Annotated in this window: 19 protein-coding genes and 4 tRNA genes; 9 read left to right on the top strand and 14 right to left on the bottom strand. The window is 68.2% G+C overall.

The window, feature by feature from the left end:
• Window positions 1-61 precede the first annotated feature (61 nt).
• From ACWFRF_RS12730 to ACWFRF_RS12720, 3 genes are all read left to right on the top strand, one after another.
• Window positions 62-134, top strand: a tRNA-Glu gene (locus ACWFRF_RS12730).
• 38 nt (window positions 135-172) lie between these two features.
• Window positions 173-246: transfer RNA gene (locus ACWFRF_RS12725), tRNA-Asp, on the top strand.
• A 30-nt stretch (window positions 247-276) separates the two neighbouring features.
• Window positions 277-350, top strand: a tRNA-Phe gene (locus ACWFRF_RS12720).
• 58 nt (window positions 351-408) lie between these two features.
• On the opposite strand, the gene ACWFRF_RS12715 is transcribed toward ACWFRF_RS12720, so the two are convergent.
• From ACWFRF_RS12715 to ACWFRF_RS12680, 8 genes are all read right to left on the bottom strand, one after another.
• Window positions 409-1098: a TetR/AcrR family transcriptional regulator gene (locus ACWFRF_RS12715; protein ID WP_378990556.1), complete on the bottom strand. Its 690-nt coding sequence runs from the start codon at window positions 1096-1098 to the stop codon at window positions 409-411.
• A 7-nt stretch (window positions 1099-1105) separates the two neighbouring features.
• On the bottom strand, window positions 1106-2092 hold the full coding sequence (locus tag ACWFRF_RS12710; protein WP_452450050.1) for an NADPH:quinone oxidoreductase family protein: 987 nt from the start codon (window positions 2090-2092) through the stop codon (window positions 1106-1108).
• A 70-nt stretch (window positions 2093-2162) separates the two neighbouring features.
• Window positions 2163-3200, bottom strand: coding sequence for a phosphotransferase family protein (locus ACWFRF_RS12705; protein WP_449968157.1), 1038 nt, complete (start codon window positions 3198-3200; stop codon window positions 2163-2165).
• Window positions 3193-3975 carry an SDR family oxidoreductase gene (locus ACWFRF_RS12700; protein WP_378990553.1) on the bottom strand — a complete coding sequence of 261 codons (783 nt, stop codon included), beginning with the start codon at window positions 3973-3975 and terminating at the stop codon, window positions 3193-3195. Before ACWFRF_RS12700 ends, ACWFRF_RS12705 begins: the two co-directional genes overlap by 8 nt.
• Window position 3976: 1 nt before the next feature.
• Entirely contained in the window at window positions 3977-5191 is a 1215-nt protein-coding gene (locus ACWFRF_RS12695) for an acyl-CoA dehydrogenase family protein (RefSeq protein WP_378990552.1), read from the bottom strand.
• 15 nt (window positions 5192-5206) lie between these two features.
• Window positions 5207-6028: an SDR family oxidoreductase gene (locus ACWFRF_RS12690; RefSeq protein WP_452450048.1), complete on the bottom strand. Its 822-nt coding sequence runs from the start codon at window positions 6026-6028 to the stop codon at window positions 5207-5209.
• A gap of 194 nt (window positions 6029-6222) precedes the next feature.
• Window positions 6223-9456: a carboxyl transferase domain-containing protein gene (locus tag ACWFRF_RS12685; protein ID WP_452450047.1), complete on the bottom strand. Its 3234-nt coding sequence runs from the start codon at window positions 9454-9456 to the stop codon at window positions 6223-6225.
• Window positions 9453-10112, bottom strand: coding sequence for a TetR/AcrR family transcriptional regulator (locus ACWFRF_RS12680; protein ID WP_452450045.1), 660 nt, complete (start codon window positions 10110-10112; stop codon window positions 9453-9455). The genes ACWFRF_RS12685 and ACWFRF_RS12680 overlap by 4 nt, the downstream gene beginning before the upstream one ends.
• 114 nt (window positions 10113-10226) lie before the next feature.
• Here ACWFRF_RS12680 and ACWFRF_RS12675 point away from each other — a divergent pair.
• A tRNA-Asp gene (locus tag ACWFRF_RS12675) sits at window positions 10227-10300 on the top strand.
• 1275 nt (window positions 10301-11575) lie between these two features.
• Here ACWFRF_RS12675 and ACWFRF_RS12670 read toward each other — a convergent pair.
• Genes ACWFRF_RS12670 through ACWFRF_RS12660 form a run of 3 tightly spaced genes read right to left on the bottom strand, consistent with a single transcriptional unit; the run spans window position 11576 to window position 14217 of the window.
• The gene (locus ACWFRF_RS12670) at window positions 11576-12604 is read right to left on the bottom strand and encodes a hypothetical protein (protein ID WP_378990547.1); all 1029 of its coding nucleotides are present in this window, start codon (window positions 12602-12604) and stop codon (window positions 11576-11578) included.
• A gap of 9 nt (window positions 12605-12613) precedes the next feature.
• Window positions 12614-13900 (bottom strand): hypothetical protein, encoded by a 1287-nt coding sequence (locus tag ACWFRF_RS12665; protein ID WP_452450044.1) that lies wholly within the window; start codon window positions 13898-13900, stop codon window positions 12614-12616.
• Window positions 13900-14217: a hypothetical protein gene (locus tag ACWFRF_RS12660; protein WP_378990544.1), complete on the bottom strand. Its 318-nt coding sequence runs from the start codon at window positions 14215-14217 to the stop codon at window positions 13900-13902. The genes ACWFRF_RS12665 and ACWFRF_RS12660 overlap by 1 nt, the downstream gene beginning before the upstream one ends.
• 212 nt (window positions 14218-14429) lie before the next feature.
• Here ACWFRF_RS12660 and ACWFRF_RS12655 point away from each other — a divergent pair, with 212 nt between their 5' ends.
• A complete protein-coding gene (locus ACWFRF_RS12655; RefSeq protein WP_378990543.1) occupies window positions 14430-15116 on the top strand; it encodes a GAP family protein in 687 nt (228 codons plus the stop codon).
• A 123-nt stretch (window positions 15117-15239) separates the two neighbouring features.
• Window positions 15240-15959: a polyprenol monophosphomannose synthase gene (locus ACWFRF_RS12650; protein ID WP_228536832.1), complete on the top strand. Its 720-nt coding sequence runs from the start codon at window positions 15240-15242 to the stop codon at window positions 15957-15959.
• 58 nt (window positions 15960-16017) lie between these two features.
• On the opposite strand, the gene ACWFRF_RS12645 is transcribed toward ACWFRF_RS12650, so the two are convergent.
• Entirely contained in the window at window positions 16018-16452 is a 435-nt protein-coding gene (locus ACWFRF_RS12645; protein WP_378631873.1) for a DUF6069 family protein, read from the bottom strand.
• Between the two features lie 152 nt (window positions 16453-16604).
• Here ACWFRF_RS12645 and ACWFRF_RS12640 point away from each other — a divergent pair, with 152 nt between their 5' ends.
• The 3 genes from ACWFRF_RS12640 to ACWFRF_RS12630 all read left to right on the top strand — a co-directional run bounded on the left by ACWFRF_RS12640 (window position 16605) and on the right by ACWFRF_RS12630 (window position 19007).
• Window positions 16605-17153: a hypothetical protein gene (locus ACWFRF_RS12640; RefSeq protein ID WP_449968179.1), complete on the top strand. Its 549-nt coding sequence runs from the start codon at window positions 16605-16607 to the stop codon at window positions 17151-17153.
• A 95-nt stretch (window positions 17154-17248) separates the two neighbouring features.
• On the top strand, window positions 17249-17809 hold the full coding sequence (locus ACWFRF_RS12635) for a copper chaperone PCu(A)C (protein WP_452450040.1): 561 nt from the start codon (window positions 17249-17251) through the stop codon (window positions 17807-17809).
• Window positions 17802-19007, top strand: a complete 1206-nt coding sequence (locus ACWFRF_RS12630; protein WP_452450038.1) for a Dyp-type peroxidase — start codon at window positions 17802-17804, stop codon at window positions 19005-19007. The genes ACWFRF_RS12635 and ACWFRF_RS12630 overlap by 8 nt, the downstream gene beginning before the upstream one ends.
• A gap of 39 nt (window positions 19008-19046) precedes the next feature.
• Here the strand turns inward: ACWFRF_RS12630 and ACWFRF_RS12625 are convergent, their stop codons facing one another.
• Together ACWFRF_RS12625 and ACWFRF_RS12620 are read right to left on the bottom strand one after the other, a co-directional pair.
• A complete protein-coding gene (locus ACWFRF_RS12625) occupies window positions 19047-20459 on the bottom strand; it encodes an HAD-IB family hydrolase (RefSeq protein WP_452450037.1) in 1413 nt (470 codons plus the stop codon).
• Window positions 20459-22876: a glycerol-3-phosphate 1-O-acyltransferase gene (locus tag ACWFRF_RS12620; protein WP_387446373.1), complete on the bottom strand. Its 2418-nt coding sequence runs from the start codon at window positions 22874-22876 to the stop codon at window positions 20459-20461. Before ACWFRF_RS12620 ends, ACWFRF_RS12625 begins: the two co-directional genes overlap by 1 nt.
• Between the last annotated feature and the right edge of the window lie 33 nt (window positions 22877-22909).

The raw sequence follows: 22909 nt of genomic DNA, 5'->3' as shown, positions 1-22909 counted from the left end.
TCATAAGCTATGCGAGCTCCCAACGGAAACGTTGAAGCCGCCCCGGAGAGATTCGGAACGAGCCCCCTTCGTCTAGCGGCCTAGGACGCCGCCCTTTCAAGGCGGTAGCGCGGGTTCGAATCCCGTAGGGGGTACAGTCTTCGGACTGTGTCTAGCAGTACTGCAGAAGCATGGCCCTGTAGCGCAGTTGGTTAGCGCGCCGCCCTGTCACGGCGGAGGTCGCGGGTTCGAGTCCCGTCAGGGTCGCACGTAGTACCAGAGCAATCCGGTACTTCCGGCCAGGTAGCTCAGTTGGTACGAGCGACCGCCTGAAAAGCGGTAGGTCGCCGGTTCGATCCCGGCTCTGGCCACCTTCGATCCCCTCACCAGACAACTCGGTGAGGGGATTTTTTCGTTCGACCGCGCCGGTCAGTTCTTCAGCGGCATCCGCAGCGCGTTCGCCCAGAGCCGGGTCACCGTGTAGACGAGCTCCTCGATCGGGAGCGGCTTGCCGTCGAGGAGACCGTCGCCGGTGACGAAATAGTTGAAGGCCAGCCTGCTGACCATCCCCGACAGCGCCCGTGAGGACAGCATCGGGTCCAGCTCGGGATCGGCGAGACCGCGCCGCTGGAGATCGGCGATGCTGCGGGCGTTGCGGCGGATGAACGCGTCGGCCCGTTCCTGGCGGAGCTTGCTGAACTCGGGATCGATATTGGCGACCTGTTCGAGCAGCCCCATCAACTTCGCGTTGCGCTTGTAGGCCTCGAAGTACGCCAGATTGCTGGCCTCGATGATCGACACGGGATCGTCGTCACCCGTCACGTGCTCCATCCCGGGATGCATCATGTCTTCCTGGGCGTGCTCCAGGATCGCCGCGAAGATCTCCTCTTTGCCGGCGAAATAGGTGTAGAAGGTGCCCGAGGAGCATTTGGCCTCCTGGGTGATGTCCACGAGCCGGGTATCGAGATATCCCGTGCGCTCGAACACCTTCCGTCCCGCGTCGATCAGCGCTGTCCTGGTGCGCAGCCCGCGCGGCGTGGCGGGCAGCTCGCGCAGCAGCGAGGTGCGCGCCATCGAGGGTGGCGCGCTGTCGCCTGCGGTCTCCGCACGTCGTTCCATGCCCTATTTATAGCCGGGGGTGGAACACGAGCCTGCCGACGGTGTCGCCGTCGCCGAGGCGGCCGAGGCCGTCGGGGACGTCGCCGAGCGAAAGGCGTTCGCTGATCAGTGGTCTCACCTCACCCGCCGCCGCCAGCCGCGACAGCTCGGCGTGGCAGTCGGCGATCGCCTGCTGGTTGTACTGCTTGTAGAGCCCCCAGTGCAGGCCGATGATCGAATAGTTCTTGATCAGCGCGTGATTGAGCGCGGGCTGGGGGATCGTGCCGCCCGCGAAGCCGATCACCAGGATGCGACCTTCGAAGGCGATGCATTTGGTGGACTTGGTGTAGGCGTCGCCGCCGACCGGGTCGTAGATCACGTCGGCGCCACGGCCACCGGTGAACTCTTTGACGATCGGCACGAAATCCTCTGTGCGCCGGTCGATCACGAGGTCGGCGCCGAGGCGGCGGCAGTAGTCGGCCTTCTCCGGGCCGCCGACGACACCGATCACCCGCGCGCCCGCCGCCTTGCCCAGCTGCACGGCGGAACTGCCCACGCCACCGGCGGCGGCGTGCACCAACAGCGTCTCGCCGGGTTGCACCCGAGTGCGCCGGTGCAGGGCGAACCAACTCGTCTGATAGCCGATGACCAGTGCGGCGGCCTCGGCGTCGTCGAGGGAGTCCGGTGCGGGAAACGCGCTGTCGGCATCGAGCACGGCCAGCTCGGCGAACGCGCCACCGGGCAGGTTCGTGGTGCCGACGATCCGGTCACCGACCGCGAAATCGGCGCCGTCGCCGACCGCCACCACCTCACCGCACAGTTCGACGCCGGGCGTGAACGGCAGCGGCGGCTTGACCTGGTACTGCCCACGACACAGCAGCACGTCGGGGAAGTTGGCCGGCGCCGCGAGGACACGCACCAGCACCTGCCCCGGTCCGGCCACCGGATCGTCGATGTCGTTGAACTGCAGTACTTCCCGCGGTTCGCCGAGTTCGGTTACCTGCCATGCTTTCATCGTCGATCAGTCCTTCGGTCCGCCGGCGAGGTAGTGACCTGGCCGGCGGCGGTCTCGGTTGCGGTGCGAGTCATGTCTGGATGTGTTCGGTGAGATCGAGTGCCTTGTGCACGATCGCGTCGATGCGTTCGACGGTCGGGGTGCCCGCGGCGGCCCTGTTCTGCGGCGTGTCCCGCGCTCGGCGCAGCACGCCCTCGGCGATGACGGCGAGCTTCCACAGCCCGAAGGCGTGCCAGTACCGCAGGGCGGCCGGGTCGCGCCCGGTCAGCGCGAGGTAGGCCGCCGACATCTGCGCGCGGTCCGGGAAACCGGGCAGTGCCGACGCGGGAAAGTCGCCGCCGGTGTTCTCGCCCGGTTCCGTCCAGTAGGCGAGCAGGCTGCCCATGTCGGCCAGCGGGTCGCCGAGGGTGGACAGTTCCCAGTCCAGCGCGGCCACGACTTCGCCGGTGTCGTGCGCGGTGATCACGTTGCGCAGGTGGAAGTCGCCGTGCACGAGGGTCACCTCCCGCTGCTCCGGGATGTCGGCGGTGAGCCTGCGGGTGAGCTCGTCGAGCTCCGGCAACTCCCGGGTCTTGGATTGCTCCCATTGCCCGCCCCACCGTTTGAGCTGGCGGACGGCGTAGGGCCGGTGACTCGCCAGATCGGCGAGGCCGACGGCAGCCAGGTCGACCGCGTGGATCTTCGCCAGCGTGCGCGGAAGCGATTCGGCGATGGCCCGACGACGCTGTGGGGTCAGCGATTCCACGATCGCCATGGTGTCGACCACCTGCCCGTCGACGAATTCCATCAGCACCATCGGTACCTCCGACACCGCCGGATCGTCGACGACACCGAGAATCCGCGGCGCCGGGACATCGGTGGATTCGAGCGCCGCCATGATCCTGGCCTCGCGCACCACATCGTGCGCGGAGGCGAGCAGGTGCCCCAGCGGCGGCCTGCGCAGCACCCACCGGCGGTCCGCGTCGTCGCGCACCAGATAGGTCAGGTTCGATTGGCCGAGGCCGATCCGGTCGAAACGCAGTGGCGCGGTGTGCTCGACGCCGACTGCGGCGAACCATCTTCCGATGGCGACCGGGTCGACGCCGACCACCTCGTGCGCGTCAGGCACCGACCGAGGCTCCGCTCCGGAACGGGGCGACGTCGCCGAGCCGCTGGCCGCCGTCGATCACCATGGTTTCGCCGGTGATCCAGCTCGCCGCGTCGGAGACCAGGAAGGCCACTGCGGCGGCGACGTCGTCGGGCTCGCCGATCCGGTCCAGTGCGGTCGAGGCCGAGAGCTCGCGCTCCTGCTCCTGCCACAGCGCTTCGGCCAGCTTGGTCCGCACCACGCCCGGCGCGATCGCGTTGACGCGCACCTTCGGCGACAGTTCCATCGCCAACTGCTTGGTCAGGTGGATCAGCGCCGCCTTGGACGCGTTGTACAGCCCGATGTTGGGCTCGAGACTCAGGCCGCCGATCGAGGTGGTGTTGACCACGGCGCCGCCGTGCTCGCCCATCCACGCGCGGGTGACCAGCTGCGTCCACAGCACGGGAGCCCACAGATTCACGTCGAAGATCTTCGCGAAGCGGGCGTGATCCTGGTCGATCGTCGGGCCGAACGCCGGGTTGGTGCCCGCGTTGTTGACCAGGATGTCGACGCTGCCGAACCGCTCGACGGTCAGCTCGACGCAGCGCCGTGCGGCGTCTTCGTCGACGACGTGCGCGCCGACCCCGATCGCGGTGCCGACGATCTGGGCCGCGGCCGCGTCCGCGGATTCCTGTGTGCGCGCGGTCAGCACGACGTTCGCGCCCGCGGTGGCCAGCGACTGGGCGATCGCCAGTCCGATGCCCCGGGAGGCGCCGGTGACGATGGCGGTGCGGCCGGTGAGATCCAGTCCGGTCATATCAGTTGCTCTCCTTGTACTTGCGCAGTTCCTGCCGTGCGATGGCACGCTTGTGCACTTCGTCGGGGCCGTCGGCGAGCCGCAGTGTGCGCAGGTGCGCCCAGGCGGCCGCGAGCGGGAAGTCGTCGGTGACACCGCCGGCGCCGTGTACCTGAATGGCCCGGTCGACGACCTTCAGCGCGATGTTCGGCGCGGCCACCTTGATGGCGGCGATCTCGGTGCGCGCGGCCTTGTTGCCGACGGTGTCCATCAGATGCGCGGCCTTGAGCGTGAGCAGCCGGATCATCTCGATCTCGATGCGCGACTCGGCGATCCAGTCCCCGATGTTGGCGTTGTCGGCGATGGGCGCGCCGAAGGTGACCCGCGCCTGCGCGCGCTTGCACATCATCTCCAGCGCGCGTTCGGCCATCCCGATGCTGCGCATGCAGTGGTGGATGCGGCCGGGGCCGAGCCGGGCCTGGCTGATCGCGAAACCCTCGCCCTCGCCTTTGAGCACGTCGGTGGCGGGCACGCGCACGTCGGCGAAGTCGATCTCGGCGTGGCCTTCGCGTTCCTGGTAGCCGAAGACCGGCAGCCCGCGCAGGATCGTGACGCCCGGTGCGTCGATCGGGACCACCATCATGGTCTGCTGACGGTGCGGCGCCGCGGTGGGATCGGTCTTGCCCATCACGATCATCACACGACAGTTCTTGTGCAAGGCGTTGGTGGCGAACCACTTTCGGCCGTTGAGCAGGTAGTCGTCACCGTCGCGCACCATCGACAGTTCGATATTGGTGGCGTCGGAGCTGGCCACCCGCGGTTCGGTCATCGCGAACGCCGACGCCATGGTGCCGTCGAGCAGTGGCTTCAGGTACTTCTCTTTGTGCTCCTCGGTGCCGAACAGCTCGAGCACTTCCATGTTGCCGGTGTCGGGGGCGTTGCAGTTGCAGGCCTCGGCGGCGAGGTGGCTACGGCCCATGATCTCGGCCAGCGGCGCGTACTCGAGGTTGGTGAGGCCGGGTCCGCGCCCGGGGTGCGGGTGGAAGAGGTTCCACAGGCCGCGCCGCTTGGCCTCGGCTTTGAGCTCTTCGAGGACGGGCGGCTGGAAATGGGGGTCGCCGGATTCGCGCATCTGCGCCTCGTAGACGGCCTCAGCCGGGTAGACGTGCGCGTCCATGAAGTCGAGCAGGTCTTCGGAATACTTCTTCGCGCGATCGCTCAGATCGAACAGTGACATGGCTTTGTCTCTCGCTCAGTGGGTTTCGGCCGGCAGCGACGACTGGTAGCGGCGCATGCCGCGCAGCCAGCGGTCGTAGTCGGCGCCTTTGTGGCGGTACATGTCCAGCACCTGTGGATGCGGCAGGATCAGGAAGTCCTCGGCGTCGACGGCCGTGAGCACGATGTCGGCCACGTCGGCGGGTTCGAGGACCTCGCCCGCCGCGACGACGGCGCGGGTCGCTGTGGCGCCGAGCTCCTCGCCCGAATTCTGGCCCTCGTACAGCAGTTTCGTGTTGACGCCCATCGGGCACAGGCAACTGACGCGCACGCCCTGGTCGCCGTAGGTGACACTGAGCCACTCGGCGAACCCGACCGCGGCGTGCTTGCTCACCGAGTAGGTGGCCGAACCGATCTGGGTGAGTAGTCCCGCGGCCGATGCGGTGCTGACGAAGTAGCCCGCACCGCGTTCGACCCACTCGGGCACCAGCAGCCGCGCGGCACGGATGTGGGCGCGCAGGTTCACGTCCAGCGAGCGGTCCCACTCGTCGTCGGTGACGTCGAGTCCGGCGGCGCCGACGATGCCCGCATTGGCGAAGTACAGATCGACGGGCCCGAAGTGCTGCTGCGCCACCGCGATCAGACCGCGGATTTCCTCGGTGACGGCGGCGTCGGCGCCGACTCCGACGGTTGTGCCGGGCTGATCGGCGTTGATCTGCTCCGACACCGCCAGCGCGGCGGGCTCGTCGAGGTCGGCCACCACCACCTTCGCGCCCGCCGCGGCGAGTGCGGCGGCCAGCGCGGCGCCGATGCCCGCGCCGCCACCGGTCACGATGGCCACTTTGTCGGCAACTCTCACGAGAATTCCTTCCGTTCGTTCCGTACCGGCTGGGTTCGCAGACCTGCTCGCCGGCCGGGTTCGATCAGCGATGGCTGCTCGGTGATCCGCAGGTCTGAATCTATTGAAAGTTGACGTCAACTTCAAGTCTGGACGCGTGCGCGGTGTGATCGGCTGGAAATATGTCGTAAATCACACCGGGAGCGAAGGTGGTATCAAGTGGCCGAGCTGCCGCACGACCCTCCGCGCGCCCGGCTGTCGGCGAGGGTGGCGATCCAGGTGCGGGTGTCGGCGGGGTCGATCACATCGTCGAGCTCGAAACCCGTGGCAGCGGTGAGCGCCTTGCCCGCCTGGTAGCCCATGGCGAGCAATTGCTGGAACAGCGTCTCGCGCTCGTCCGGATCCGTCACGGCGGCGAGCTCTTTGCTGAAGCCGAGGCGAACGGCGCCCTCCAGCCCCATCGGCCCGATCTCGCCGGTGGGCCAGGCGACGGTGAACCGCGGCGCGTGGAAGTGGCCCGCCGCCATCGCCATCGCGCCGAGTCCGTACCCCTTGCGCAGGATGATGGTGCCGAACGGCACGCTCAGTTGCGCGCCGAGCACGAACAACTTGCTGAACCGGCGCACCGTCGCGGTCTTCTCCGCCTCCGGTCCGACCATGAAACCCGGTGTGTCACACAGGGAGACGACCGGCAGGCCGAACGATTGGCACAGTGTGAGGAACTCGCCCATCTTGTCGGCGGCCTCGGCATCGATCGCACCGCCCAGATGGTGGCTGCTGTTGGCGATCAAGCCGAACGGTTCGCCGTGTACCCGCACCAGCGCGGTGACGACGCCGACCCCGTAGTCCGCCCGCAGCTCGAGGGCCGAGCCCACGTCGACGATCGCGTCGATGGCGCGGTGGATGTCGTAGGCGCGCAACCGGTTCTCCGGCACCACGTGCCGGGCCAGCCGTGGATCCGGTGCCTCGAATTCGTCGACCCGGCCCTGGAAGTAGCCGAGGTACTGCTTGGCCAGTGCCACCGCGTGCGCCTCGTCGCGGGCGACCAGGTCGACGACACCGTTGCGTCGCTGCACCTCGATCGGACCGATGTCCTCGGGGCGGCAGGCGCCGAGCCCGCCGCCCTCGATCATCGCCGGTCCGCCCATGCCGATATTGGCGTCCGGCGTCGCGATGATCACGTCGCAGACACCGGCCAGGGCGGCGTTGCCCGCGAAGCAGCGGCCCGACACGATCGTCACCAGCGGCACCTTGCCGCGTAGCGCGCCGAGCGCGCGGAAGGTCGTCACGTCCAGGCCCATGCCGGTCCCGTCGGTGTCGCCCGGCCTGCCGCCGCCGCCCTCGGCGAACAGCACCACCGGAATCCGCTTGCGTTCGGCGAGTTCGAAGGCGCGGTCGGTCTTGGCGTGGTTGTTCTTGCCCTGGGTGCCGGCGAGCACGGTGTAGTCGTAGGAGACCACCACCGCCTCGGCGTTGTCGAAGCGGTCGGCGCCGATGGTCGCCAAGCCGGTGACCAGGCCGTCGGCGGGGGTGTTGGCGATCAGGTCCGCTTCGGCGCGTCTGCTGCGTTGTGCGGCGAGCGCGAGTGCGCCGTATTCGACGAAGCTGCCCTCGTCGACCAGGTCGGCGATGTTCTCCCTGGCGGTGCGGCGACCGAGCCGGTGCCGTTTGGCCACGGCCGCCGGGCGGGACTCGTCCAGCGTCACGAGGTGCCTGGCGCGGATCTCGTCGACATCGGCGCGAACGCGGTCGGGATCCAGCTCGGTGTGCGCGCCGCCGGATTCGTCCGCGCCGGTGCGGGTGATGATGACCAGCGGATCGCCCGGTGCGACGACCTGGCCGGGGCGGACCAGCACCCGGACGGTCCTGGCGGCATCGGGCGCGCTGGCCACATGCTGCATCTTCATCGCCTCGAGCACGGCGAGCTGACCGCCCGCGCCGACGTCGACACCCTCGTCGGCCACCTCGACCACCGTGCCCGCGAGCTGAGCGCGCACGGCCTCCTGCCCTGGATACAGCTCGACCGCGGTGACCGTGGCCTCGGGCTGACCGGCCTGTGCCGCCGAGACGAGTTCGATCAGCCGCTCGGTGAGAAAGCTGGTGGTGGCGAGCCCCGACTGGAAGGTGCTGTCGGCGAGGATCTCTCGCAGGAACGAGATGTTCGTGCCGATGCCTGTCACGGTGAACTCGACGAGTGCGGTCGCGGCCTTGCGGGCGGCGGCGGGGAAGGACTGTCCGCGGGTGCGGGTGATCACCTTGGCCAGGAGCGAGTCGTAGCGCGGGCTCGGAGTCAGCCCGGTGCGACCGAAGGTGTCGACCCGCACGCCGGGGCCGGCCGGGGGTGCGAAGGTGATCAGGGTGCCCGCGGCCGGCACCGCCGAACCGTCGGCCGTCATCGTTTCCATGTTGACCCTCGCCTGGATCGCGATACCGTCGGCGGCGGCCGGTTCGCCGATGGATTCTGTTCCAGTGGAGACGATTCCGCTCGGCAACCCCAGTTCGCCGAAGGGTGTGCCCTGGGCGATCGCCAGCTGCACGGCGACCAGATCCACGCCGGTGACCTCCTCGGTCACGGTGTGCTCCACTTGGATTCGCGGATTCACCTCGAGGAACACGAATTCGGCGTCGGAGACCAGGAATTCGACGGTGGCCAGCCCGCGATAGTCGACGTGGGCACACAGCCGGGCCGCCGCCGCGTGGAGCTCTCTGCGCTGGGTGTCCGAAAGTCCCTGCGCGGGAGCGATTTCGAGTAGTTTCTGGTGCCTGCGCTGCACACTGCAATCGCGATCACCCAGTGCCAGCGCTGTGCCGCTGGTGGCGACGATCTGCACTTCGATGTGCCGGGCGTTCTCGAACAGCGTCTCGGCGAAGACCGCCGGATCGCCGAAACCGAGCCGCGCTTCCGCGGCGCACTGCCGGTACGCGTCGTCGATCTCCTGCGCGCTCCGCACCACCCGCATGCCACGGCCGCCGCCACCGGCCAGCGCCTTGATCATGATCGCGCCGGGGCGCGTGCCGAAGAACGCGTGAACCTGTTCGACGGTGGTCGGTCCCTCGGTCGCGGGCAAGACGGGGATGCCTGCGGCCACGGCGGTCGCGCGGGCCGAGGACTTGTCGCCGAACAGGTCGAGCGCCGAGGGATCGGGGCCGACGAACGTGACGCCGTCGGCCGCGCACGCACGGGCGAATTCGGCGTTCTCGCTGAGGAATCCGTAGCCGGGATGCAAGTAGTCGGCGCCGGATTCCTTGGCGGCGGCGAGGATCGCGGCGTGGTCGAGGTAGGCCGTCGCGCCGGTGCCCGCCAACCGGATCGCCTCGCCCGCCGCGTGCACATCGGGATTGTCGGCGTCGTCCTCGGCGTACACCGCCACGGTGTCGATGCCGAGTTCGGCGGCGGTGCGCAGGACGCGCAGGGCGATCTCGCCGCGGTTGGCGATGAGCAGCTTCACGGGATGTCCTCGGATTCGGTGGTGGTGCGGGTCGGGCCGGTGAAGCCGATCAGTCGTTCGGCGATGGCGATGTGGTCGGTGATGAACTGTTCGCGCCGGTCGCGGTCGGCTCCGGCGAGCCGGGAGGCGCCGATCAGCAGTGCGTCGGCGAGAGTCTCGACGATCCGCGACGGCGGGGCGCACGGATCGATCCCGCCGCGCACCTCGGTGCGTTCGAGAAACGCGGTGAATCGCTTGCGCAGACGTGTGCGCACCTGCGACCACTGCGCGCCGATCGCGGGATCGATCCCCGCCCGGTGCTCGATCAGCGCCACCAGCGCGCCGTTGGCGAACACGGCTTGCGCGAACGCTCGCGTGGTGGCACCGATGACCTCGGCGGGCGCGGTGACCTCGACGTCCACCACGAGTTGCGCGGCCAGGAACTGCGCGCACACTCGCTCGGTGATCGCCCCGAACACCTCGTCCTTGGACGAGAAATACGCGTAGAACGTCGCCCGGGAGACTCGCGCCCGCGTGGTGATCGTCTCCACCGAGGTCTGGTCGTACCCGCACTCGGCGAAACACCGCGCTGCCGCATCCAGCAACTCGCCGCGGCGCGGACCGGCGCTGTCCTTGCGCGCCGACCTGGCCCGCTCCTGCGCCTCGCTGGTGGTCACCGCCACAAGTGTTGTTGACGTTGACGTCAATGTCAACGCCCGATCCACCGCCTGACCTGTTCGGTTACCGAAACCGATGCCCACCGGGTAATATCCCCCGACGTAACGAAGCAAGGCCCTGTAGCGCAGTTGGTTAGCGCGCCGCCCTGTCACGGCGGAGGTCGCGGGTTCGAGTCCCGTCAGGGTCGCAACACAGCAAAGTCCCCCACACCGATCCCGGTGCGCGGGACTTCGTCGTATCAGCGGACTCAGGTCATTGGCATCATCACGCGGTCACCACAGCGGTGGGCCCGCCCAGGGCCAGGCACGGCGGAGAGTAGACGCGTTTGTCGAGGCGCCGGCAATTGTCGGCGCATCCGCCTACCCGCTGCTCGGGTCGAATAGCCGGGACACTGTCGCGGGCGTTCCACCGCGATGTTGAATACGAGACCATCGAGCCCTCAGCGCATTACGAGATTCACTCGCGGTCCTGTGTCAAACAATCAGGGATCGAATCGTGACCGCCGAGTCCGGAGAGTCGGTGTCGCCAGGCTGCCGGAGTTGAGTGAGCCTGTGCCAGGTGCCGTGGACGGGTTCTGGCTGCCCTGTGTTGCGAGAGAGACCGGGGTTACGGCTGTAGGTAGCGAGTCAATCTGATAGAAAGCTCGGCAACCGCCCGCAATTGTTCATCGGTAAGCGAAAGGAGTCCTTTAGGAGTTCGTGCGTGATCCTCATGGATCTGGATTGTGCCTTCCCGCTCGTTCGTTCGGGTCGTGACTGTGACCAGCCCCCAGGGCCGGTTATCGGACAACCAAGCCGGCGCTGACGTCCCGCTCATCGGTTGCATAATTGAACCGGGTGGTGGAACCGCATTTGAATCTCGCCTGATCGACGCAGATGCGACCAATTCTGAATTCGAGTCGACAAAACAGATTCCTGTCCCGTGGATCGAGGATCCGAGATCATCGACCGCCCTTATTTGTGTGTTTTGCACGCTGAGGTCGTTGACGACGAAGTTCGACAGTGTCTCACACAGATCTCGCACTGTCGATACGGTTTCGGTCGGAGGAATCAGTGTAGGACTTTCAGGTCCTGCCGTCGGGTCCGTGCACGCCGTCGAGAGTGCGATGAGTAACATGCCGGTAGTCGGCCACGCAAATTTATTCATTATGTGCTCGGCTTATGCTTCCAGTCCGAGCCGTCACCATCAAGCACACTGGCGTCGCATAGTCGAGATCCAATTCGCGGAGCGAAAGCCATCCCGGCCGCATTTTTCTTCATCGAACCCCCGTTCTGAACTGTTGATACATTCCCCGCCAACGCCCACACCCTAGCTCGAAGCGATTGCTCGTGCACCCTCAGCTCGTCTACGGATAGTGTTCGGGGTCAGTGCTACCCCGAAAGTCCCCAAGAGAGTCGGTGTCGAACCATTTCACTGCGCTGCACCACAAATCGACAGGCGCTCAATCTACGCGGGCCCGTGTTCAGATGCGGTGGTCGATGCTGGTGATGCGGTGGCGGCCGGGGGCTACCTCGGTGGTGCGCATGACCTGGTTGATTTTCTCGGTGGTGGCGTCGCCCGGCCATTTCTGGTGGATGGTGACATTCCAGAGGGTGGCGTCGGCGGCGTCGGCTTTGGTGATGTGGACGCAGTATTTGACGTCGAGGGGCAGCGAGCCGATGCCTTCGGCCAGGGCGGAGGCATTGCCCACATGCGCGTTGTCGGTGACGAAGGAGCGGGCCTTGGCGGCGTCGCGGTCGACGTAGTAGCTGTATTCGAAGCCGAGGATGGCGCCCTCGGGGCTGGCGGTGTCGCCGCGCTCGGCGCTGATGGTGATCGAGGGAGTGCGGAAGGACTCGCAGCCGGACAGGGCGTGGGCGGGCAGTGGGGGAACCACGGTGGAGGTGGTCGCCCGCGAGCCGGGGACGGCGGCCTGGGTGGTGGTGCTCGTCTTGTCGGCGGGGCCGAGAAAGATGGTGGCGGCCACGCCGAGCACGACGACGAAGGCGAGCGCGCCGACCACGCCCTTGATCGCGGCGGCGGCTTTCGCCCGGCCGCCGCTGTCGTCGTAGCGTTCGTCGTCGAAGTTCTTGCGGGGGCGCCGCGCGATCTGGCCGCCGCCGCCGAAGTCCTTGAGGCGCGGCAACACCGGCATCTCCACGTGGTCGCCGCTCTGTTCGGTGGCGGTGGCGGTGGCCCAGTCGTTCCAGTCGACATCGTCGCCGCGCTGCGTCTCGACCGGCGCGTCGCCGTCGTTCCAGTCGTTCCAGTCGCCGGTGAACCCGTCGTCGTCGGCGGGGTTTCGATATACCGGCTGGACGGGTGCGGGCTCGAACGGGTCGTTGTTGTCGAACGGTTCCGGGTCGGGTGGCGGCCAGGTCTCGGGGTTCGTGCCGATCGTCTGCGGCTCGGCCTCGCGTCGCCGCCTGCGTCGCCGTTTGCCCTGCGGGCGACGGCGACCGGGCGTCGTGGCATCCGGCGACGTGAAGTAGGCACCGAACGGATTCTCCATCCGGGGGTCCTACGCCGGCGCCGGGACGACTCCCGGTTGACCGTGTTTAGGTGCGGCGGAGGGTTTTTCGGTCTCCTGATCCTGCTGCGGACGACTGCCGGGCGGAACCACCCCGCCTTGCATCGGCTGCTGGGCAGGCGCCGGTGTGCTCGGAGCCTGTTGGGGCTGTTCGGTTTTCGGCGCCTGGTTGGACTGGAACGGCGCCGACGGCGCGGGGCTATCCGGCTTCGCCGACGCGCCACTGTCGCTGTTCGCCCCGGTGCCGGTGCCCCCGCCGGTGCTGGTGCCGCCACCCAAACCGCCGAACAGGGTGTTCGTGCCGGTGCCACCACCATTGGTCGACGGCGAGGTGGGTGCGGTGCCCGCGGGTGTGGTGGAGGTGGCGCCCTCGGTACCCGTGGCATTCGCGGCGAGAGTGTCGATTCCGGTCGTCGCCAGCTCGGAGCCCGCGTCGATCCCGTGCATCGCGACTTCGGCGATCTTGTCGATCAGATGCGTGCCGAAGGTGACGCCGGCGTCGATCGCCGCGGTTCCCAAGGACACCCCACCGTCGATCAAGGCCTCCTGCAACGCGATCTGCGCCGCTGTCGCCGGATCGATGTTGTCGTCCTCGTCATCCCACGAGGAGTCGTCCCACGACGACGTATCGGACCCGCCGGTGCCGAGCACATAGACCCCGGGCGCCACCTCCGTCGCGCCGGTGGGCACGGTGACCCCGTTGGTCCCGCCGAGATCGCTGGTGAGCCCCTTGGTGTCGCGGGTGTACTGATCCATCTCGGTGCTGGCGTTGCCCACCACCCCGACCGCTTCCGAAATGGCCTCTTCGGCCAGCTCGACGATGGCGTCGAGGTTGTTCTCGTTCACCGCGGGCGCGGCCTTCTTCGCCTTGGCCCGGAAGTCGGCGATGATCGCGTCGACCTTGGCGGCCGCGGTCGACTGTGTCGAATACGCCTGCCCGAGCAGCGAGCTCAAACTGGTCCCGCGATCGGCCGCGGCCGAGACCTCGGTGGCGGTCTGCCGCAGCGCGGGGGTGGCCGGTGCCGCGGTCTCGGTCGACTCGAGCGCGTACAGCCCGAGCCGATGCGGGTCTTCGGTGGCCGTGGTCGCGGCGGATGCCGACGTGAGCGCGGCGACCACGGACGCGTCGGGATCGGCGGAAGTGTTGCTGCCCAGCGATCTCCGCAACTCGAGCAGCGGAACTTCGAGCAGCGCGATCACCGGCTCGATCTTCGCCTCGGCCTCGGCGGGGGTGATCGTGCTGACCGTGGTCTCGGTGACCAGCGACTTGGAACGCATCACGCCACCTCTCCCTCGGCTGCTCGCAGATCGCCCGCCAGCCCGGAATCGATCCCGGTCACGCTGGCGCCGAAGCGATTCAAGATGTCCTGATAGGCGGTGACCAGGTTGCCCGCCGTGCTCAGCGTCGACGCGTGGTCGCCCGCGGCCTGTGTCCAGGCGGCGGCGAATTCACGCCCGAGCACGCCGAGCCCGGACAGGTCGACCCCGGCCGCGGTCGTCGTCTCTGTGGCCGCTGTGCCAAGAAGTTCGGAAACCCGAGCTGCCGCACGCTGATAAGCGTCGAGCGCTGACGGGTCGAAAGACATTTCTGCCACGATGTCTGCCCCTTCACGATCGCGGATCCCGGCACGGCCGGTGCTCAAAAGCGTAACCACCGAGCGCCGTTTGCGGGGGAGTCCAGTCCAGATGGCAGGATCGATTTCGAGACCGCGCAGGTCAAGGACTTTCGCCGCGGGATTCGGGTGGTGCTGGTGTGACGAACGGGTCGGCGATCGAAATATGACCGGCGAGTAGGGTCAGCCATGTCATGGATGGGTATCGACTGTTGGCCCTGCTCGGGTTCGCTCTGCTCGACGCGCTCGATGTGCTGCTGGTGGCGATCACCACGGCCGTGGTCGCCGACGCCAGGCTGACCCGGCGCTCGCCGATGACGGGTGTGCTCAGCTTCCTCGGCGGCGTTTTCGCGATCTCCGTGGTCTTCGGCGTGTGCACGGTACTCGGCATCGACTTCCTGGTCCGGCTCCTCGACTTCGAGTTGACCCCGGCTCTGCGGTACTGGGGCGAGCTGGTGATCGGCCTGGTGCTGATCGCGGTCGCCGTGCTGCCGGTGGACACCACCGCGCCCACCGGTGGTCGCTGGGTCGAGCCGGTGCGCAAGCATCCGTGGCTGATGGGCGTGCTCGGCTTCACGCTGGGTTTGGCGAAGGTGCCGACCTCGGTGCCGTACCTCGCGGCCCTGGCCCTGCTGTCCGCACAGCGCCCGCTGCCGGTGGTGTGGCCGGTGATCGTGGCCGGTTACTGCGCGATCGCTCTGATCCTGCCGCTGGTCGTGCTCGCTGTCGCCATGCGGCGGACACCGCGCGCGCGGCGGGTATACCGCCTGCTCGTGCGGGGCATCACCCGCTTCGGGCCGCCGGTCATCAGGGTGCTTTTCGTCGTGTTCGGCCTCGGATTGATCATCGACGCGCTGGTCCACGCGGGTCGGCTGTGGTGAGCGCCCGCACGGCCACTCAGGAAAGCGTCAGGACCATCGAGTACCGTCATAACGAATCGATGACATGCCCCGTGCCCGCATCCTGGGCCGCGGGGCTATCCAGGTGAGCAGGGAGGGCGACCCTTGAGGGTTACCGTTGTTGTGCCGACCTACAACGAGCGGGAAAATCTGCCGGTGGCGGTGGAGCGGCTGACGGCTCTGCCGGTGTCCGATCTGCACGTGCTGGTGGTAGATGACAATTCACCCGACGGCACGGGTGATGTCGCCGACAAACTGGCTGCTGAGCTGCCGAATGTGGTGAGCGTGCTGCACCGCACCGAGAAGGACGGTCTCGGCCGCGCCTACATCGCGGGCATCACCGCGGCGCTCGACGAGGGTGCCGACGTGGTGATCCAGATGGACGCCGATCTGTCGCATCCCGCCGAGGTGATCCCGTCGATGCTGGAGAAGCTGAGCTCCGACGATGTCGGCGTGGCGCTGGGGTCGCGCTACGTGCCCGGTGGTTCCACCGCCGCGGAGTGGAAGTGGTACCGCAAGGCCCTGTCGGCCTGGGCCAACTTCTACGTGAACCTGATCCTGCGCCTGGGCGTGAAGGACGCGACCGCCGGTTTCAAGGCCTGGAAGGCCGACACCCTGCGGGCGATCGACGTGGCGTCGATCCGCAGCAACGGTTATTCGTTCCAGGTCGAGATGAACTACCGCGCGATCAAGAAGGGCTACACGATCGCCGAGGTGCCGATCCGCTTCGAGGAGCGCACCGTCGGCGCGTCGAAGATGAGCCTGAAGGTGCAGCTCGAATCGGCGCTCATGCCGTGGAAGCTGCTGTTCGGCCGCTCGGTCTAGAACTCGGCATGCGAAAGGCCCCGCCGTTTCTCGGCGGGGCCTTCGCTGTGTGTTCGGGTCACTTCGCGGTGATGCCGCGACGCACACCTTCCAGCGCGATCACCATGACCGGCACCAGCACCACGTGCATCACCGACAGGGCGATGGTGGAGGCGGTGTCGAAGTCGGCGGCCACGGTCAGCCCGATGGTCGCGATCGACAGCACCGATCCGACCACGGCGGCGGTCCGCAGCACGCCGGTCCACACGTAGGACAGCAGCACGGCGACGGTGAGCCCGATCAGCACCGGCACCGCCGACATCATGATCACGCCGCCGGGTGCGGCATCGGTGACCTTGCCGTCGGCGATCGTGGTGAACGTCCCGCCTGCGGCGGCGCCGACGGCCCAGACGATCAGGTTCAGCACCACGGCGGTGGCAGCGGCGCCCAGCACGGCCACGGGCCGGTTCAGTGCGGGAACGGTGTAGGTGGCGGGGGCGGTGGTGGTGGTCATGATGTTCTCCCTCATTCGGTGGTGAGACCATCATCAAACCCAAACAATGGTTAAGGTCAAGTCTTTCTTCGGAATTCGGCTGCGACACCGATGAGACGCCGGTCATACGCCCTGATCCCGTTGTCTACGACACGTAGTCGTAGCATGGCTCTGTGCGTTCACCGACGGATCACACCGCGCGCTTACGCGGCGCGGCGGTGGGTGCCGCGTCCGGTGCGGTCGCTGTGCTCGCGCACGGCCTCGGTGGCGCTACCGCCCTTCCCGCCGGCTCGTCGATGGCCCTGCTGTTCGCCGCCTGCGCCCTGATCGGTGTCGTGGTCTCCGCGCTGCCACGCGGGCACAGTCCGGTCTCGACCATGGCGGTGCTGGCTGTCGGCCAGGGCGTCGGGCACACCGCGATGTCGCTGGGACATGTCCAGCACCATCCTCTTTCGGCCGCGATGGTGCTCGCGCACCTGGTCGCGATCCCGGTCGGCGCGATCGCGATTCGCGCCGCCGAAGTCGGAGTACGCCGGGCGATCACCAGCGTGCGTCAGCTGGTCCTCGTGCTGGCCGGGGTCGTGCGTCCCCTCGCGCGTGCGGTCCGGCGACCCGCCGCCGACGAGCGCGCGGTGCTCCGGCAACTCCTCCTACGACCGGACATCGGGCTGCGTGGTCCGCCCAGAACGGGCGCGACCACACTCACCCCCGTTCCGGCGTAGCTCCACGCCGTCGAAATCCGCCGTCCCGGTGGATGATTCGCTGTGCCGACAGGCCGGTCCGGGGTCCATTCCATCCCGATGATCGGAGTTCCCCCATGTCCGCGTACACGCGTACCCACCTGCGTTCACCCCGCGTCGCCCGCCGTCTCGGTGCCGCGACCGCACTGTCTGTCCTCGCCCTCTTCTCCACCGCCTGCTCGGGTTCGGAACCCGCGCCCGCTGCCCCCGCGTCGGCGGGTGACCGGATCACGATGAGCGACCAGTGGATCAAGGCCGCCGACTCCGGCATGTCCGCCGCCTTCGGCAACCTGCGTAACACCGGGGACGCGCCGGTCACCCTGGTCGCCGCGACCAGCCCGGCCTCGGACCGGGTCGAGATCCACGAGGTCGTGCCCGACAGCACCGGGGCAAAGACCATGCGGCCGAAGGAGGGCGGCATCACCATCCCGGCGCACGGTGAAGTGACACTGAAGCCCGGTGCCGAGCATCTGATGTTCATGGATCTGTTGCAGCCACTGCGCACCGGCGCGGAAACCTCGCTCACCCTGACCTTCTCCGACGGCTCGAGCACTGTCGTCAGCGCCCAGGTGCGCGATTTCGCGGGCGGCAAGGAGAATTACACGCCGGGCTCCGAGAACCCGACGCACGGTGGCTGATCCGCATGCCGGGCTCTCCCGCCGCCGGTTGCTCGGCGGGGGAGCGGCGGCAGCGGGTGTCGTCGGTGCGGCCGGAATCGGCTGGGGCGCGGCCGGTCTCCGGGATCGGGAACGAGAACCCGGCGAGGGGCTCGACGTTGTTCCGTTCTACGGCACGCACCAGGCCGGCATCGAGACCACGCCACCCGGCCACGTGGCCTTCGCCGGTTTCGATCTCGCGCCCGGCGTCGGACGCGAGGACGTCGTCGGCCTGCTCCGGATCTGGACCGACGACGCGTCGCGGCTCACCCAGGGCGTTCCCGCGCTGGCCGACACCGAACCGGAACTCGCGGCCCGGCCTGCCCGGCTCACCGTCACGGTCGGTTTCGGTCCCGAGCTGTTCACCGTCACCGGTCTCACGGCACGACGACCGAGGTGGCTGCGGCAGCTGCCGCCGTTTCCCGTCGACCGGCTGGAGCCCGCCTACACCGGCGCGGACCTGGTGCTCCAGGTCTGCGCTCAGGAAGCGACGACGGTAGCGCACGCGGTGCGGGTGCTGTCCAAGCATGTGAAGTCGCTGGTGACGGTGCGGTGGGTGCAGCGCGGCTTCCGGGACGCGCCACGCGGCCAGACCATGCGCAACCTCATGGGCCAGGTCGACGGCACCGTCAACATCGCCCCGCGCACGGTCGACTTCGATCGTCTGGTGTGGGACGACGGTGCGTCGACGCCGTGGCTGACGGGTGGCACCTCGCTGGTGCTGCGCCGGATCGCCATGGATCTGGACCGCTGGGACGAACTCGACGCCGACGGCCGGGAACTGACCGTGGGCAGAAAGGTCAGCACCGGTGCGCCGCTCACCGGCACCGCCGAGCACGACGAACCCGATCTGGCGGCGGTGGACCGCAACGGCATCCCGGTGATCCCGCCGTCGTCGCATGTCGCCCGCGCCAGGCACACGCACGACGGTGAACGGTTCCTGCGGCGCGGTTTCAACTACGACGAGGCGCCCGCCGCGGGGCAGCTGTCGAATTCGGGACTGCTGTTCGTCGCCTACCAGCGCGACGTCGATGCCCAGTTCCTGCCTGTGCAGCAGCGGCTGGCGGAGTTCGACGCGCTGAACGAATGGACGACCCCCGTGGGCTCGGCCGTGTTCGCGATCCCGCCCGGCGTCCCCGCGGCCGGGAACTACCTCGGGCAGCAGTTGTTCGAGAGCTGAGGGAGTCCGGCCGGGCGCACCACCGCGCCCGGCCGGATCTCAGTCGGGTTCCGGCCAGTTCAGCAGGGTGGTTTCGAACAACTGCCGAACGCCTTCCACCTCGGCGTCCATGTCGGCCGGGTCCCAGCCGGAGACGTCGATCGGCGCCAGCACCGCCACGTCGACGATGCCGGGGCGGGCGATCGGTGAATCCCGCCAGGCGATCTCGCCGGCATTGCGGACCACCACCGGGATCACCGGCACGCCCGCCTGGATGGCGATATGGAAGGCGCCCTTCTTGAACGGGCCGACACCGGGGGTGAACGAGCGCGTTCCCTCCGGGGCGACCGCGATCGAGAGCCCGTCGCGCAGGGTCGAAACGACCGGGGCGAGTGCGGCTTTCGCGCGTTCGGTGTCGGTGCGGTCGATGAAGGTGACCCCGACGAACCGCATCAGCGGGCCGAACAGGGGGTGGTTGGCGAGTTCTTTCTTGCCGATGCCGGTCACCGCCCCGTCGAGCACCTTCGGGACGATGATCACGTCGAACTGGCTCTGGTGGTTGAACAGAAACACCGCGGGCCTGGGTGCGCGGGCGTTCTCGGCTCCGACCACGCGCAGCTGTACGTCGATCGCGCGCAGGGTGGCGGTGGTGGCGTCGTGCATGAGCGCGTCGGCCATCGTCTGGCGTTTGCCGGTGTGGGACTTGCGAAGTACGCCGATCAGCGCACCGCCGATGAGCCCGGCGAAGCCGGCGATGGTGCGCAGGTAGTCGACGGGGCGTGGAGCTCGGCGCAGCCGGAATGTGAGGGTGGGCCAGTCCTTGCCGATGGCGATCGCGGCCAGCGCGGGGTCCGGGTCGATCACGGTCGGCCGGGTGGCGAGTTCGAGCAGGGACAGGTCGGTCACGCTGTCGGCATAGACATAGCCGACCTCCAGGTCTGCGGCGAATTCGGCTACCGCCGTGGCTTTTCCGGTGCGCCACAGCGGTGCGCCCGCCGTGTGGCCCGTGAGAACGCCGTCTCGGACGGCGAGTTCCGTGCACAGTACGTTGTCGATGCCGAGCCGCTCGGCCACGGGCCGGACCTGGAATCGGGTGAGCTCGCTGACCATGATCACGGTGTGCCCGGCCAATTGGTGCGCGCGGACGAGCTGCCACGCCTCGGGAAACAGTCGCCCGTAGATCTGCTCGGCGAAAGCCTTGCGGCCCAGCTGCTCGAGCTCGGACTCCGAGGCACCCGCCCAGGTCTGTTCCACGGCTTGCAGGAAGCGTCCGTAGTCACCATCGCTGCCACCGCGCTGGATACCACCGAGCAGGGTGGCCCGGCGGCCGTCGCCACGACGGAACACCTTGCGTGCCAGTCCCCGTCGCGGCAGGCCGTCGACGACGGTGCCCCCGAAATCGAACACCGCGGCGATCCGTGCGCCCTGCGGACCCGACCGGATCGCGGACACTGCTTCGGCGAGTGTGCTCATCAGTTCGTGTTCCTGTTCGATGGATCGAGCGAGGCCGCCCGCGCGATGCGCTCTCCGAGATCACGCAGCTGGTCGGCGAATTCCTGGCGCTTGCCGATCAATTCGGCTTCGGCCCCCGCGGCGGCGGGTGCGATGAGGCCGTGGTTGTCGGCCAGTTTCCAGGCACTGGTGAACAGTTCCGACGACACCGATTCGGGGCTGTGCAGCCGCTGCTGCAACAGCATCTGCTTGCCGACCGCCACGCATTCGTCGATGAATTCCTTGCGATCGATCGTCGCGTCGGCAGCGCGGGCGACCAGACGCTCGGCCACCACCAGCTGCGCGTCGAAGAACGATCGCAATACCCGATGGGCCATCACGAACCCGGATTCGGTGACAGCGCCGAGGAATTGGCGATCCAGCCGGTCGTCGGGGGTGTGCTCGTCCCATTCGGGCACGATGAGGCGCACTTCCTCGATGATCTGCTCGGCGAACTCCTGCCGTTCCGGGAAGAAGAACTCGAACTTGAGCAGATCGCGCAGCGCGAAGGCCGCCTTCCACGCCGCCCGCAGCGGATCGTCACCCGGCTGTTCCACCGCGGTCAGGGCGGCCAGCTCGAGGATGGCCCGGTTGACGAACCAGTGCACCGCGCTGTTGCGGTAGAACGCCGCCTCGAGGTGAACCCCGGGTTCGATCGCGTACACCGGCTCCAACCCGCCGCGGTACACGGTGACAACACCCGCGAGCGCGAGTTGCTCGAGCACCACTCGCAGGCCCTGTTCGTCACGCAGCGTGGACAATTCGCCGCTCGGTAGCCCGCGCACGGTGATGTAGCCGAGTACCGGATCGAGCACCGTGCGCACCTGCCCGAGGGTGAGCGCCCGTTCGTGCACGCCCAGCAAGGCCAGGGTGACCAGCGCGTTGACGGTGATCGGGGTGACCTCATTGATGCCGACCGCGATGTCGAAAGCCAAGCGCTGCACCGCTTTGTGCTCGGCGTCGGCCACGGCTTTCTCATCGGGAACGGTGGCGGAACCGGTCTCGGTATCGCGCAGCGGAATGGTCACCGGGCGCTGATCGAGTGGGTCGCCGTGCACGCCGAGGCGCTCGCGTGCCGAAAGCGCCTCGCCGAAGCGCACATACACCCGTCCCGCCGAGTGTTGCTGCAGCCGAACATATTTCGCGAGCCAGCCGATGCCCTCGGCCTTCTTCGTGCCGCCGGCCTGTTCGCTCGCGATCGCCCCGAGCTCGTTGAGCCGCTCGTAGGTGATCGAGACCGGCACCAGCATCACGTCGTCGACGCGCCGCGAACGGACCGCGGCGGCAAGGTAGTTGAGTAGTCCGTAACGCGGCGGGCGAAGTTTGCCCGTCCTGGTGCGCCCGCCCTCGAAGTACCACTCCATATTGAATCGCTTGGCCAGCAGGTAGGCGAAGTACTCCTCGACGACCGCCTTGTAGACCTCGTCGTCGCCGAAGCTGCGCCGGATGAACACCGTGCCCGTGCGTCGCGCGATCGGTCCCATCGGCCAGAAGTTGAGGTTCGCGCCGCCGATCACGTGGTTGGGTGGAAAGTCGTTGCGCGCCAGCACGTCACCCAGGACGAACGCGTCGACATAGGAGCGGTGCGAGGGCAGGAACACCAGCGGGTGCTTGCGGTTGAGCTTGCGCAACGCGTCGAGGCCGCGCAGATCGGTGTCGACCTTCCAGGTCGAGGCGTGGACCGGTCGCATCGCCTGGGTGAACAGGTCCGAGACCAGCCGGCTCTGGGCGGCGACGAGCTCGCGTAGCGCCTTCTCCGCGTTGCGGTACACCTGGTCGGGTTCGGAGCCGATCTCGTCGGCGATGTAGTCGAGCTTGCGCTGGAATTCGGGGGAGTCGAGGATCTCCTCGGCCACCAGCTGGGGCACCTTGTAGCGATCGCCGATGACGGTGCGTTCAGCGCGTTCGAGCGCGACCACGGCGGCGCGTACGACCGCGCGCGCGAACGGATCCGCCGAGCCCGCGCGCAACAGCGCCGCGGCCTCGGGATTGTTGGTGCGCAGCGCGCTGAGCCGGGCGGGTGCGCCGACCAGCACGCGGTGGCGGTCGGGTTCGGTGCGCAGCAGCCTGCGCTGGACGAGCCGGTTGGGTTTGCGCGGATTGGTGAGCATCGCCAGGTCGGCGAAGGTCACCCGGCGCACGCCGTCGCGTTCGGGCGGCAGCCACAACACCCGGACGGGCACCACCAGCGGGTCGTCGTGCCTGCCGACAAGGCGTTTGGTGATGGCTTTGGCGTCGAGGTCGAGCTGGGTCACCGGGGCCGTGGAGTCGATCTCCCTGCCGAGACCGCCCTGGGCGATCCAGTCGCCGATCACTGCGCGTTCGACGCCGGAGGCCGCGTCGACCAGGGCGACCACCGAGTCTGCCTGCGGGCCGCGCCGCCCACCTTTGTCGATCATTGCTCCATTCAAGCCGCAGATCTGCTTCGGCGC

Source organism: Nocardia sp. NPDC055165 (assembly GCF_053606985.1).
Note: the sequence above shows the minus strand (reverse complement) of the source record. Positions and strands in the feature narration are given on the sequence as shown.

Excerpts from the sequence above, each read along its gene's own strand:
- ACWFRF_RS12665 (WP_452450044.1), bottom strand. The coding sequence starts at position 13,900 with ATGCGTTCCAAGTCGCTGGTCACCGAGACCACGGTCAGCACGATCACC.
- ACWFRF_RS12700 (WP_378990553.1), bottom strand. The coding sequence starts at position 3,975 with ATGACCGGACTGGATCTCACCGGCCGCACCGCCATCGTCACCGGCGCC.
- ACWFRF_RS12620 (WP_387446373.1), bottom strand. The coding sequence starts at position 22,876 with ATGATCGACAAAGGTGGGCGGCGCGGCCCGCAGGCAGACTCGGTGGTC.
- ACWFRF_RS12645 (WP_378631873.1), bottom strand. The coding sequence starts at position 16,452 with ATGACCACCACCACCGCCCCCGCCACCTACACCGTTCCCGCACTGAAC.
- ACWFRF_RS12695 (WP_378990552.1), bottom strand. The coding sequence starts at position 5,191 with ATGTCACTGTTCGATCTGAGCGATCGCGCGAAGAAGTATTCCGAAGAC.
- ACWFRF_RS12635 (WP_452450040.1), top strand. The coding sequence starts at position 17,249 with ATGTCCGCGTACACGCGTACCCACCTGCGTTCACCCCGCGTCGCCCGC.
- ACWFRF_RS12710 (WP_452450050.1), bottom strand. The coding sequence starts at position 2,092 with ATGAAAGCATGGCAGGTAACCGAACTCGGCGAACCGCGGGAAGTACTG.
- ACWFRF_RS12655 (WP_378990543.1), top strand. The coding sequence starts at position 14,430 with ATGGATGGGTATCGACTGTTGGCCCTGCTCGGGTTCGCTCTGCTCGAC.
- ACWFRF_RS12670 (WP_378990547.1), bottom strand. The coding sequence starts at position 12,604 with ATGGAGAATCCGTTCGGTGCCTACTTCACGTCGCCGGATGCCACGACG.
- ACWFRF_RS12715 (WP_378990556.1), bottom strand. The coding sequence starts at position 1,098 with ATGGAACGACGTGCGGAGACCGCAGGCGACAGCGCGCCACCCTCGATG.
- ACWFRF_RS12625 (WP_452450037.1), bottom strand. The coding sequence starts at position 20,459 with ATGAGCACACTCGCCGAAGCAGTGTCCGCGATCCGGTCGGGTCCGCAG.